Annotated in this window: 11 protein-coding genes and 1 pseudogene; 9 read left to right on the top strand and 3 right to left on the bottom strand. The window is 53.4% G+C overall.

Features of this window, described 5'->3' with window-relative positions; all coding sequences use genetic code 11:
- Positions 1–274: 274 nt before the first annotated feature.
- On the bottom strand, positions 275–472 hold the full coding sequence (gene tnpB / locus QC823_RS15665) for an IS66 family insertion sequence element accessory protein TnpB (protein WP_309657275.1): 198 nt from the start codon (positions 470–472) through the stop codon (positions 275–277).
- A 1152-nt stretch (positions 473–1624) separates the two neighbouring features.
- On the opposite strand from tnpB, the gene QC823_RS15660 reads away from it, so the two are divergent.
- Positions 1625–2302, top strand: a complete 678-nt coding sequence (locus tag QC823_RS15660) for an HAD family hydrolase (RefSeq protein ID WP_309657274.1) — start codon at positions 1625–1627, stop codon at positions 2300–2302.
- A 76-nt stretch (positions 2303–2378) separates the two neighbouring features.
- Positions 2379–3098, top strand: coding sequence for a UTRA domain-containing protein (locus QC823_RS15655; RefSeq protein ID WP_309657273.1), 720 nt, complete (start codon positions 2379–2381; stop codon positions 3096–3098).
- 204 nt (positions 3099–3302) lie between these two features.
- On the opposite strand, the pseudogene QC823_RS15650 reads toward QC823_RS15655, so the two are convergent.
- Positions 3303–4094, bottom strand: a pseudogene (locus QC823_RS15650) (RNA-guided endonuclease InsQ/TnpB family protein); the annotation flags it as partial.
- Positions 4095–4301: 207 nt separating this feature from the next.
- Between QC823_RS15650 and QC823_RS15645 the strand changes: the two are divergent.
- The 7 genes from QC823_RS15645 (at position 4302) to QC823_RS15615 (ending at position 11757) form a co-directional block, all read left to right on the top strand.
- Complete coding sequence (locus tag QC823_RS15645; protein ID WP_422823682.1) at positions 4302–5330, top strand: putative 2-aminoethylphosphonate ABC transporter substrate-binding protein; 1029 nt, start codon at positions 4302–4304, stop codon at positions 5328–5330.
- Between the two features lie 52 nt (positions 5331–5382).
- The gene (locus tag QC823_RS15640) at positions 5383–6507 is read left to right on the top strand and encodes a putative 2-aminoethylphosphonate ABC transporter ATP-binding protein (protein ID WP_309657271.1); all 1125 of its coding nucleotides are present in this window, start codon (positions 5383–5385) and stop codon (positions 6505–6507) included.
- Positions 6504–8198: a putative 2-aminoethylphosphonate ABC transporter permease subunit gene (locus QC823_RS15635; RefSeq protein ID WP_309657270.1), complete on the top strand. Its 1695-nt coding sequence runs from the start codon at positions 6504–6506 to the stop codon at positions 8196–8198. The genes QC823_RS15640 and QC823_RS15635 overlap by 4 nt, the downstream gene beginning before the upstream one ends.
- A gap of 30 nt (positions 8199–8228) precedes the next feature.
- Positions 8229–8816: an HD domain-containing protein gene (locus tag QC823_RS15630; protein WP_309657269.1), complete on the top strand. Its 588-nt coding sequence runs from the start codon at positions 8229–8231 to the stop codon at positions 8814–8816.
- 75 nt (positions 8817–8891) lie between these two features.
- Complete coding sequence (locus tag QC823_RS15625; protein WP_309657268.1) at positions 8892–10034, top strand: 2-aminoethylphosphonate--pyruvate transaminase; 1143 nt, start codon at positions 8892–8894, stop codon at positions 10032–10034.
- 14 nt (positions 10035–10048) lie between these two features.
- Positions 10049–10867: a phosphonoacetaldehyde hydrolase gene (gene phnX, locus QC823_RS15620; protein WP_309657267.1), complete on the top strand. Its 819-nt coding sequence runs from the start codon at positions 10049–10051 to the stop codon at positions 10865–10867.
- Positions 10864–11757 (top strand): EamA family transporter, encoded by an 894-nt coding sequence (locus QC823_RS15615; protein WP_309657266.1) that lies wholly within the window; start codon positions 10864–10866, stop codon positions 11755–11757. Before phnX ends, QC823_RS15615 begins: the two co-directional genes overlap by 4 nt.
- Positions 11758–11992: 235 nt before the next feature.
- On the opposite strand, the gene QC823_RS15610 is transcribed toward QC823_RS15615, so the two are convergent.
- Positions 11993–12189: hypothetical protein (locus QC823_RS15610; protein WP_309657265.1), on the bottom strand; the 197-nt coding region annotated here is incomplete at its 5' end.

Below are 12189 nucleotides of genomic sequence, written 5' to 3'. Positions count from 1 at the left end.
AATCACCGATTGCGATAATGAAGGAATGGCAAACCAAGCGTCCTGAGTTATTTACCAAGAAGGTGGTTAATCACACGGGACCCGACAACTAGAAGAAAAGCTGGGCGTTGAAACAGTATTCTGCGACGCTCTGTCATTCGATGGTTTTTGGCTCAACCGGCTTTTCCAAGCCGCAAGGATGGAGGCTTCATTTCAGCTGGCTGATATCTATCAGCTGTATGACGTAATGGACACTAAGCAGATTATAAAAATGACGAACATCCTCAACAAAACTTCAGCTCCGCATCGCGCGCTTGAAGATGCCAAGCGATACGCTGAGGCATACTGCGCGGTGATGAATAACTGCAACCATTAGCAAAAAAAGGAGTTCGATGCCCTCCTGGATCAGCAGGGCCAGCCCATCGATCTGCTTGCGCATGTCGACCGGTTCGCGGCACAGGTAGACCCGAAGCCTGGTATCGGGCCGGATCATGACGTCACCTCGAAGGCGACGAAACGCCGTGGCCGATACCGCGGCGGCACGGTGATACCCTGCACAATAGACGCTGCTCCCAAGCTAACAATGATGCCAACGCCAGCGTTTTTCGTCGGCATACTCACTCAATGGCAGCTGACGAGATGAAGCATGGAACAGATGACTCATCCAGAAGGCCTGTGTTGAAGTCAGTTCACTCATGGTCTCCTCCTGTCTATCAGAGTTCACCAGTGTGCTCAAAGCCGGTCAGCTGCAGTAGATGTGGCTGATGGAGCGCTTACATAGAGTCTGGCATGTGATATGCCAAGCTGGCCTCCCATATCACTTACTATCATTTTTAGATTGCCCATGACCAATGTGACGAGGTACAGCTTAGCTGAGTTCTTCTAGCGGCCAAAGCGGCCTTTTAGCACTTACGCATATACATGCCAGCGCTTGTCATCGGTCCCTTCAGCAAATCCATTGCCCGGTGCTCCCTTCGTTCTACACGGGCGTCCGGGGTGATTCCCCCTGCTTCCTCACTACTATGGAACACTTCGATTTCCTGCCACTGATACAGCGGGCTCTGGTTAACCTCGTCCAGCGGCACCATCCAAGCATCCTTTGGTTAGCTCCCCGCTGACGACAACGCACCGCCAGCGGGCCTAGGTCGTTATCTAGATACCCGCAGTCGATGAAAGTAGCAGGACCTCCCAGGTTCTTGGTAAGTCTCTATGCCGACATGCCACGCTCTCAGACCCTGGCAGGCTGAGCGATGCCAGGCCGGTCTCAGCGCCTCATGTAGCCTTACGCTTTATTTACGACGTCGGCACCTACAGCAAATATCGCTTCCGTGGCGCAATCACGCGGCTTATCGGCTCGCTGTCTACGTTTAGTCCGCACGGTAACCCGTACCGACGCAAGACTCGCTTCCAGCTGGGGCCAGCGTTGAATGGGTGGGATTGGCCGCAGGCATCGCCTTGCTTATCGTCGCCGCGGTAGCACTCGACAATGCCAGTACGCATTTATCCTATGTTTAAGCGAAAGCTAATCGTGAGGATGTAGCATTGTAAGTGGAGCCGGATCTAAAACGTCAAGATGGAATGATAGTCATTTGATTGTAACGCTCGAGCATTAAGATGTAGCGCTTCAAAAAGCCTGGAGAGCGTTATGCAACGGCTAACGTTATTTGATCTGGACGACACCTTGCTGGACGGTGATTGTAGCGAGTTGTGGAACTGGGAAATGATTGATCTGGGATGGATACAGCATTCTGGCGAGTTCTTGGCCGCCGCCCAGAACATGCAGGAGGCGTATCATGCCGGCAAGCTCAAGCTTGAAACTTACCTTAAAATGACGCTAGAGCCGCTAAGTGGCCGTGATGTGGCAACAGTAACGGCCTGCGTCACTGACTTTGTGCAGCGTCGGGTGTTACCTACCATTTTTGCTCAGGCAAAGGAGACGATAGCACTACACCGTAACGCTGGGGATACCCTGGTGGTTATTTCTGCGTCGTCCAGGCACCTGGTGGAACCTATTGCGGTTGCCCTTGGTATTCCATATGTTATTGCCGTGGAACCAGAAATCGTTGATGGCCGATATACCGGTGCAACGATGGGAGTATTGTCTTACCGTAGTGGCAAAGTCGCCCGCTTGCAGGAATGGAAGCAACAACAGGCCATGAAAGATGGTCTTTACATGACCTTCTATTCGGATTCGCGTAATGATGTACCACTTTTGAATGTGGTTAATCGGCCTGTTGTTGTTAACCCTGATCCGGTGTTAGCTGAAATTGCGGCCATGGAAGGCTGGCAACGCCTTGATTGGCGTGATTCCGATGCTAGTTAGCCATCCGCCACTATCAAAACTGCCAACATCTGAAAAGAGCAAGACTCGGCAATAAAATGGATAACAAGAGGCATGAATGGCTGAAGCTTACTACCTGCATGTAACGGACAAACTCCGTGATGTGTTGTTGACTGATGATACGGCTTGGGTGAATGACAATGGCAAGCTACCCGCTGAGCGCGAACTGGCGCAGCGTTTCGAGACAACCCGTGTTACCTTGCGCCAAGCGTTGGCACAGCTGGAAGGTGAAGGCCGCATCCACCGTAGCAATCGTCGCGGCTGGTTTGTATCACCAAAGCGCCTTGAATATGACCCGACTCGGGATGCGGGCTTCAATGACTATGTCAGAGATCAGGGGCGTTTGCCGCGCACGGAAGTACTGAGTGTTTCAACGTCTTCACATCCACCGGCTGCTAAGGCGCTAGGGTTAGTGGCTGATCAGACCTTCTATCATATCCGACGCCGACGCTATGTGGATGAGCGTGCCGTGCTGGTCGAATCGCTCTGGGTTGTGCCAGAAAGAGCGCCAGGCCTTCTTGATGAACGCTTTGATTTTTCGCTATGGAAGTTGTTGCGGGAAAAGTGGAATTTACGCCTTTCACATCGCTCAATCAGTATGGTTTCAGAGGCTTTGCAAGGAGCTGATGCGCGTGAATTGGGCGTTGCCGCGGGTACCGCCGGGCTGAATATATGTCGCACGATTCTGGATGGCGATCAGCGACCAGTCGAATATGACGAGGAGCATTGGCTGCATGACGCGCTCAGTATCCGTGTTGAGCTGAAACAGCATCGCTGATATCGATCTAGCTCGGTAATAAAGACACCCGGTTTTGACATCCTCCCCACTCTTCTGCGCTGGCGTGCTTCAGGATGAGGATTCCCAGGTCGTTACCTTCCTTCCTGGTTCCTGCTTCGTTGTCCGTTGCCTCAATGCCTTAGCATTGCCGGTCTTATACAAACTCCACAGGCGTTCATTTCCGAGTGCCCCTCGGTATGTTCTTCAACTCCCGTCGCCAGCCAGTAGCGCGGTGCCTGCTTGTAGAATATTGCGGGCCGCGTTCACGTCCCGATCAATACCTTCAGCGCCGCAGTCCGGGCAGTCCCAGGTGCGGATGTTGAGCGGCAGTGATTCCATCACATAGCCACAGCCATGGCAGCGCTTGCTGCTGGGGTACCAGCGGTCGATTTGGACGAACTGCCGCCTTGCCCATTCAGCCTTGTACGCAAGCTGGCGCACCAGCTCACCCCAGCCGACATCGCTGATGGCCTTGGCCAGATGGGGGTTTTTAACCATGTTCTTTATCTGCAAACTCTCCGCTGCGATCACTTGGTTCTCGTTAACGATCTCGCGGGTGAGTTTGTGAAGATGATCTAGCCGGGTATCGGCGGTTTTGGCGTGACACTTAGCGACTTTCTGCTTGGCTTTGGCGCGGTTATTGGCGCCTTTTTGCTTACGGCTCAGGCGACGCTGCGCTTTCGCCAGCTTGCGTGCGTACTGCGTGGTATGGCGCGGATTATTGACCCGCTGGCCGTCGCTGGTCACGAACAGAGCTTTCAGCCCCAGGTCGATACCGACCCTTTTCGGCACGATGTCTAAGGCTTCTGTTTCGACCTGGCACAAGCAGCTAATAAAATAACGGCCCGCGCGGTCTTTGGAGACGGTGACATTGCTCGGTTTCGCCGGTAGATCGCGGCTCCAGCGAAAATTCAGCGGCTCGCTGCATTTGGCGAGCGTGATCTGGCCGTCACGGTACGAAAACGCGGAACTGGCAAAGGTGGTTGACTGACGATTCATTCACAGAATTGAATCGCAGAATGCGGCGGAACTGTGTTCAATTTTTCCTCCAGCGTTTTTTATATCCTCAATTCCTCACTCTATCGTCAAATATTCTTCATATGAGCGTCACGGCGTCGTCATCTTAGTAGTTAAAAATTTGGTCTATACCAAGGAAGGTGAAACCACTGACTGCTTTTATTCCTGCATAGGCGAGAAATGATGATGAATCTACAACGCTCACTGCTTGCGACAGCCGTGTTGACGGCCGCCACCCTGACGAATGCCCAAGCCACAGAGCTAACGGTTTATACCGCCGTTGAGTCTGATGACCTGCAAAAATATGCCGAACGTTTCAACCAGGCGCACCCTGATATTGATATCCGCTGGGTGCGTGATTCGACAGGCGTTATCACCGCGCGTTTGCTGGCAGAAAAAGACAACCCCCAGGCAGATATGATCTGGGGTCTGGCAGCCACCAGCCTGCTGGTGCTGGAAGACGAGGGCATGCTAAAGCGCTATGCACCAGCAGGTGTAGAGAACCTAGACCCCAAGTTTGTCGATGCTGCCTACACACGTGAGGGACAGGATCCGGCTTGGGTAGGAATGGACGCCTGGGTCGCCGCCATCTGTTACAACACTATCGAAGGTGAGCGCAACGGAGTGCCTAAGCCGACCTCGTGGGCGGATCTGGCCAAGCCTGAATATAAAGGCCAGGTCATCATGCCGAACCCCAATTCCTCCGGCACCGGTTATCTGGATGTCGCCAGCTGGTTGCAGTTGTGGGGAGAAGAGCAGGGCTGGGAATATATGGACAGCCTGCATGACAACATTGCCCGTTACACACATTCCGGTTCTGCTCCCTGCAGCCTGGCTGCCACCGGTGAAACCACCGTGGGTGTTTCCTTTGCTTTCCGGGGGGCGCGCCTGAAATCTCAAGGGGCACCGCTAGAACTGGTTTTCCCTGAGGAAGGCCTGGGCTGGGATATGGAAGCCGCTGCCATTATGGCGGGTACCGACAAGCTGGAAGCGGCTCAAACCCTAATGGACTGGGCAGTCTCCGAGGAAGCAAACGAGCTGTATAACGAAGGCTATGCGGTGGTGGCTTACCCGGGTGTTGCACAACAAATCGAGAATTATCCTGCCGATATCGTCGATCGCATGATCGACGCTGACTTCCAGTGGGCCGCTGTGAACCGTTCTCGTGTGTTGGAAGAATGGCAGAGCCGTTACGGCAGCAAGTCGGAAGAGTAAACCTACGGCATGTGCCCGATGCCTTTCAGGCATCGGGCCAGGAGCAATTGTTATGCAAAGCTTAACGGCAGCGCTGTCACCTGATGTCTATACAAATACCAGTGCCAGCCAGCCTCATTTATCGATTGCCGGTCTGACCAAGCAGTTTGGTGATTTTACCGCGCTAAAGCAGATTGATCTGACGATTCAGGAAGGCGAGCTTGTCTGCTTCCTGGGACCTTCAGGCTGTGGAAAAACCACCTTGCTAAGGGCGATTGCTGGCCTAGCACCACAGTCATCCGGATCCATTGTTCAACGCGGCCGAGAAGTGTCAGCCTTGCCGCCTCAGGCAAGGGACTTCGGGATTGTCTTTCAGTCTTATGCGCTGTTCCCCAACCTGACCGTCTATGACAACGTGGCCTATGGATTACGTAACCAGCGTCAGGATCGTCAGCAGATCCGTACGCGTGTTGCTGAGCTGTTGTCACTGATGGAGCTTACGGGCAGCGAAGGCAAATATCCGGCGGCGCTTTCGGGTGGGCAGCAGCAGCGGGTGGCATTGGCCCGCGCGTTGGCTACTGAACCAGGTCTGCTGTTGCTTGATGAGCCGCTTTCCGCACTGGATGCCCGAGTGCGCGTTCACCTGCGTAGCCAAATGAAAGCCCTTCAGCGACGCCTTGGCGTGACGACCGTCATGGTGACCCATGATCAGGAAGAAGCACTCACCATGGCGGATCGCATCGTGGTCATGAATCATGGCGTGATTGAACAGGTGGGAACGCCTGCTGAGATCTATCAGTATCCTGCCAGCGAGTTTGTTGCCACTTTTGTGGGCAGCATGAACCTGATGGATGTCACCTCAAAATCGGCGGGCTCATGGCAGTTAGGGCGGCAACAGCTGATCTGCCCTAAGAGTTTTTCAGAGGCACCTTCGGGACATGCGCGTTTGGCGGTACGACCAGAGGCAGTAACCTTATCGAAGAGCCAAGAAGGCTTGCAGGCAGACGTTGCCAATGTCGAATTTCTTGGTGCATTTCTACGCGTTCATCTGCATCTGGAAGGCTGTGATCAACCGATACTGGCAGACATTTCTTCGCGTGATGCCCAAGCGATTTCCTTAGATGTGAACCAGCGCGTTAGCATGTGTTTCCCGGTTGAAGCCATGCGATTGTATCCCGCTGGTGGGAGCGCTGCATGAACGCTGTACTCTCGTTATTACCGCAAACGCTGCGCTCTCGAGAATCCCTGATTCGCTTAATCGTGCTGCTACTGGCGGTTGCGCTGATGGTTTTCGGGCTCTTGATGCCGCTTTTGACCATGTTGATCAAGAGTTTGCAGAACCGAGCGGGCGACTTTATCGGATTGGCAAATTTTGCGGAATACTTTCAGACACCCGCTCTCGCCAACTCGATTTTTCAGTCACTTTTTGTCGCGTTTTTCAGTACTGCCATCGTGGTTAGCCTAGCGTTTCTGTGTGCCTACGGAATTACCCGTACCTGCATGCCGGGTAAACGCGCTTTTAGGCTTCTTGCGATTTTGCCTATTCTGGCGCCGTCCCTGCTACCTGCCATTAGTTTGGTGTACCTGTTTGGCAATCAGGGCTGGTTTCGTGATGTCTTGATGGGGCAGAGCATTTATGGCCCGATCGGGATTGTCATGGGCATGAGCTTCTGGATATTCCCTCATGCACTGATGATTCTGACCACTGCGCTCTCTAACAGTGATGCCCGCCTTTATGAAGCTGCCGAAGCTTTGGGGACACCCAAGTGGCGAACCTTTCTCACCATTACATTGCCGGGCGTGCGTTACGGGCTGATTTCCTGCGCTTTTGTGGTCTTTACTCTGGCCATTACCGATTTCGGTGTCCCCAAGATTATCGGTGGTCAATACAGCGTTCTGGCAACAGATGTCTATCGCCAGGTGGTTGGCCAGCAGAATTTTCAGATGGGATCCGTGGTTAGCGTCATCCTGCTTTTGCCAGCAGTGATCTCTTTTATCGTTGACCGCGTGATACAACGTCGTCAGGTGGCCCAGCTCTCCGCGCGTGCTGTTCCCTGGCAGCCAGCTCCTCAGCCGCTGCGCGACGGTGTGTTTACGCTGATCTGTTACAGCGTGGCGGGTATTATCCTGTTGGTGATCGGCACGGCCATCTATGCATCGCTGGTGCAATTCTGGCCTTACAACCTTTCCATTACGCTGGATCATTATGGCTTTGACGGCCTGGCAGGGGGCGGCTGGCCCGCCTGGTTCAACTCATTAAAGCTGGCATTCAGCGTGGCGGTGATTGGTACACTGGTAGTGTTCTTCAACGCTTGGCTGATTGAGAAGACCGAAGGCTATGCACCGCTGCGGCAGGGGTTGCACTTTCTGGCCATGCTGCCAATGGCCGTTCCAGGCATGGTGTTAGGGCTTGCCTACATTTTCTTTTTCAACCAAGCGGGTAATCCTTTCAACTGGCTGTATGGCACCCTGGCGATCCTGGTGCTTAATACTCTGGTGCACTTTTATACCGTCTGTCACCTCACTTCGGTCACTGCTCTTAAGCAGCTAGACCCGGAGTTTGAAGCCGTGGGAGCCTCGCTCAAAGTGCCTTTCTGGACAACTTTCTGGCGAGTGACCTTACCCGTATCGCTCCCGGCGGTGCTGGATATATCGGTGTATCTTTTCGTCAACGCCATGACCACGGTCTCTGCCGTTGTCTTTCTCTACAACAGTGATACCCGCCTGGCATCGGTCGCGGTGCTACACCTGGATGAAGCGGGTTATTTCGCCAGTGCAGCCGCCATGGCGGTACTTATCTTCTTCACCTCGCTGGTGGTCAAGCTGTTGCATGCATTGCTTACCCATGTGGTGCTGACGCGCGCTCAGCGCTGGCGGCTTACCAGCTGAATCAAACGTTAACTTCAGGAGTGGCTAGATATGAATGAGAAGACACCCATAGCGTTTAACGATGCCTTACCTGCTGTAGGTGCACGTCATGGTGAAATCTTAGAGGCGCTGGAATCCTTGTATGAACGGGCAGGCAATATTCACTACGGTGAAGATGTCACGCAGTTGGAGCATGCCCTGCAATGTGCTTCGCTTGCCTATCAGGCTAATGCATCCGATGCGTTGATAGTTGCCGCCTTACTGCATGATATTGGCCATCTGGTGGGGCCTTCTGACTGGCGTGAGGAAAACCAGCACGACAACATCGGAGCGAGCCTGCTGGAACCCTTCTTCGATGATGCAGTATGCCAGCCAATACGCTTACATGCCCATGCCAAGCGCTATCTTTGTGCGATAGAACCTGGTTATTACGATGCGCTTTCCGAAGCTTCTCGTCATTCTTTGCAGCATCAGGGCGGTGTCATGACAGCAGAAGAGTGCAATCACTTTGAGGCCTCTGAGCATTTTAAGGCCTCTATTGCCCTACGGCGCTGGGATGATACGGGAAAGTGCGAGCAACTGAGTGGTTGGACATTCAGCGATTTCATGCCTTTTGTCACGAAAGTGCTTAACAGATAGCGCGTTCCCCGGCAAGACTATTTTTTTGAATTTTTTAACTGGTATAGACCAATGTTGATAACAGCTGATCATGATATGAAAGACGCTTCTGAGCCCTATTTGCTGACGCCAGGACCCTTGACGACGTCAGCAGAGACAAAAAGCGCCATGCTGAAAGACTGGGGTTCCTGGGACAGCGATTTTAACCTGCTGACGGCGGATATTCGCCAGCAGCTACTCGCCATGGCAAACGCTGATCCAGAGACGTTTGTCTGTGTGCCCATGCAGGGTAGCGGCACCTTTGCCGTTGAGGCCACTCTGGCCAGTGTGACCACGCAAACTGAGCCGACGCTAGTGCTTAGTAATGGCGCCTATGGCAAGCGAGCGGCAGACATTCTTCGTTACCTGGGACGCGATGTTCAGGTGATGGATAAAGGCGATTACCTGCCGCCCTTGCCGGAAGAGGTGGATGCCTGGCTAACCGCTCATCCAGAAATTGCCAGCGTCGTATTGATTCACTGTGAAACCAGTTCCGGCATCCTCAACCCATTGGAGGACATTGCCAGGGTCGTCGAACGCCACGGCAAGCGTTTTATTGTGGACGCCATGAGTTCCTTTGGTGGCGTGCCGCTTTATCTTGATCAGATACCCCTGGATGCCCTTGTTTCCTCAGCCAATAAATGTATTGAAGGGGTGCCAGGTTTCGGGTTTGTGATCATCCGCCGCCGCGTGCTGGAAGCCAGTGCTGGGCAGTCACATTCCTTAAGCCTCGACCTGCATGCCCAGTGGGATTATATGGAGCGTACCGGTCAGTGGCGTTTTACACCGCCAACGCATTCGGTGGTGGCCTTTCATGCTGCCCTGGAACAGCACCGCGCTGAAGGCGGTGTCGCGGCACGCTTTGCTCGTTATCGCCAGAACCGCGATGTACTGGTTAATGGAATGCGTCATCTCGGTTTTCAGACACTGCTTGAGGACAACTGGTTATCGCCGATCATTACCACTTTTCTGAGTCCAGATGATACGAATTTTGATTTCAAGACATTTTATGCCGAGCTCAAGGCCCGTGGATTTGTGATTTATCCCGGCAAGCTGACGGAAGTGGAAAGTTTTCGCATTGGTCATATCGGTCAGGTGGATAGCCGCGTTATGCAGGTACTGCTTGAAGCAGTGGAGCACAGTTTGAACATCATGCAGGTGAGCTGCACACGCCCTGCTACCTTTCCCCAACCTGCCTGAATAAGGAAGAAACCATGCAATATCAGCCCCCGCAGAAGCTGGAAGCCGCCATTTTTGACTGGGCTGGCACCCTGGTTGACTTCGGCTCCTTTGCACCTACCCAAATCTTTGTTGAAGCCTTTGCCGAGCTGGATGTCACTATTTCTCTTGAGGAAGCCCGAGGCCCGATGGGCATGGGGAAATGGGATCATATTCGCACCCTATGTAATGAGCCGGCCATTGCCAGGCGATTTGCCGAGATCGTTGGCCATGCCCCAAGCGATGATGATGTGACGGCTTTGTATGAACGTTTCATGCCGTTGCAGATTGAAAAGATTGCAGAACATTCAGCGCCAATACCGGGGGCTCCAGAAGTGCTAGAAAAGCTGCGCAATCAAGGTATGCAGCTGGGTTCGTGCTCTGGGTATCCGCGCGTTGTGCTGGAAAAAGTCGTTGCGCTTGCAAGGCAGCGCAGCATTCAAATGGATCATGTGGTGGCGACCGACGATGTACCTAACGGCCGTCCGCATCCGGCACAGTCGCTGGCGAATGTGATAGCGCTCGGCATTCGCGATGTCTCTGCTTGTGTCAAGGTGGATGATACCGCCCCTGGCATCGTCGAAGGGCGCAGTGCCGGGATGTGGACAGTGGCACTGACCTGTTCCGGGAATACCTTGGGCGTTGATCACGACACCTATCAGGCGATGCCGGAAGAGGAGCGTCGGAGCGCTCATCAGCGGATAGCCGAACAATTTGCACCAAGCCAGCCGCATTTCTGTATCCCTACGATTAATCAGCTACCTGACGTGATTGTTGAGATCAATAAACGGATGATCAATGGAGAGCGGCCTTGAGCCCAGCGGCTTTAACATTGATCGTCATATCGGTATGCCTTCATGCAGGGTGGAACGTACTGGGCAAGCGACGGGCACCGTCGCTTGCCTTCTTCAGCTTATCCATTGCGGCGGGAGGGATAACGCTTTCACCACTTTTGTTTATTGGGCCCTCGGCCACAGGGTTGACCGGCGCGTTCTGGGGCTGGCTAGCAGCCTCTGGGCTTTGCCAGATGCTCTATATGGGCGGGTTGGCATGGGCCTATGCTCGGGGCGAGGTGAGCGTGCTCTATCCGATAGCCCGTGCCTTACCGGTGGTAATGGTTCCGATCGTTTCAATACTGCTGCTCGGGCGAGAAGGAGTCGCTTTTGGGGATATTGTGGGCATGCTGTTGATTGTTATCGGCGCCTTGTGTTTACCGCTAAGCGACCCGGCAGCGCGACGCCTATCGACCTATTTTAGCCCGGCGTTAGGGTTTGCGTTATTGGCGGCGACGTCCACGATGGGGTATTCACTGATTGACCATCAGGCGCTGCTGCTGATGCAGCAGTCAGGTTATAGCGCGTTAATAGCGGGCGCGCAGTTTATGGTCTTGCAGGCGTTAGTGACGGTTTTATGGGCGCTACCTTTGGTACTTATCTTGCCATCAGAGCGACATCGCCTAGCCAGTTTATGGCAGACCGAGCGGCCGCTGATGTTGTGGACAGGGTTGATGATAACGGCCACTTACGGATTTGTGTTGGTTGCCCTAGCGTTAAGCGATGAAGTCAGCTATGTGGTGGCGCTTCGTCAACTCTCCATTCCTTTAGGGGCTTTGATCGGCATCCTGTGGTTAAAGGAAAGGTTGTCCGCTTTTAAAGCACTTGGTCTTATCGTCATGCTAACGGGCTTATGGGTGGTCGTTAGTTGAGAAATCTTCATGGTGAAGCCTGAGTTAGACGTCGATCCGCACGCCGCATGCGCAAATCGAGAAGCGCTGCACGAAGCCTCGCCATCTCCGGTGCGCCGGCTGTTGTTGCGGTGATGTCGCGCCGGTCCGCCAACTGATCGAAGAGCATCGCTAGTGGCAAATAACGGCCAAAAGCGGACATTTAGTGAATCCTGATGTAGAAGAAATCTTCGTTTTTTGAAAAGACGACCTCATATTAGTTTAGTGGCCATGCCAGCATCAGAAGCACCGATAAGCAGGAAGGGAAAGCAAAGGATGCTTTAAAGTCCCAATTCATAGCACTACACACACAAAACGCTGATCCCGGCTTATTCATGAGGGCGGCCTGAAAACGAAGATGACGGATGGTATTCTCTTGAGAAATCAGAAAGTTCCGGCAAGAACCTGATTCCA

The sequence above is a fragment of the Vreelandella vilamensis genome, assembly GCF_031451755.1.
Taxonomy (GTDB): domain Bacteria; phylum Pseudomonadota; class Gammaproteobacteria; order Pseudomonadales; family Halomonadaceae; genus Vreelandella; species Vreelandella vilamensis.
Note: the sequence above shows the minus strand (reverse complement) of the source record. Positions and strands in the feature narration are given on the sequence as shown.

Bases quoted from the DNA above. Each gene is read 5' to 3' on its own strand.
- QC823_RS15655 (WP_309657273.1), top strand. From the start codon at position 2,379: ATGGCTGAAGCTTACTACCTGCATGTAACGGACAAACTCCGTGATGTG.
- QC823_RS15625 (WP_309657268.1), top strand. From the start codon at position 8,892: ATGAAAGACGCTTCTGAGCCCTATTTGCTGACGCCAGGACCCTTGACG.
- tnpB (WP_309657275.1), bottom strand. From the start codon at position 472: ATGATCCGGCCCGATACCAGGCTTCGGGTCTACCTGTGCCGCGAACCG.
- QC823_RS15660 (WP_309657274.1), top strand. From the start codon at position 1,625: ATGCAACGGCTAACGTTATTTGATCTGGACGACACCTTGCTGGACGGT.
- QC823_RS15630 (WP_309657269.1), top strand. From the start codon at position 8,229: ATGAATGAGAAGACACCCATAGCGTTTAACGATGCCTTACCTGCTGTA.
- phnX (WP_309657267.1), top strand. From the start codon at position 10,049: ATGCAATATCAGCCCCCGCAGAAGCTGGAAGCCGCCATTTTTGACTGG.
- QC823_RS15645 (WP_422823682.1), top strand. From the start codon at position 4,302: ATGAATCTACAACGCTCACTGCTTGCGACAGCCGTGTTGACGGCCGCC.
- QC823_RS15640 (WP_309657271.1), top strand. From the start codon at position 5,383: ATGCAAAGCTTAACGGCAGCGCTGTCACCTGATGTCTATACAAATACC.
- QC823_RS15635 (WP_309657270.1), top strand. From the start codon at position 6,504: ATGAACGCTGTACTCTCGTTATTACCGCAAACGCTGCGCTCTCGAGAA.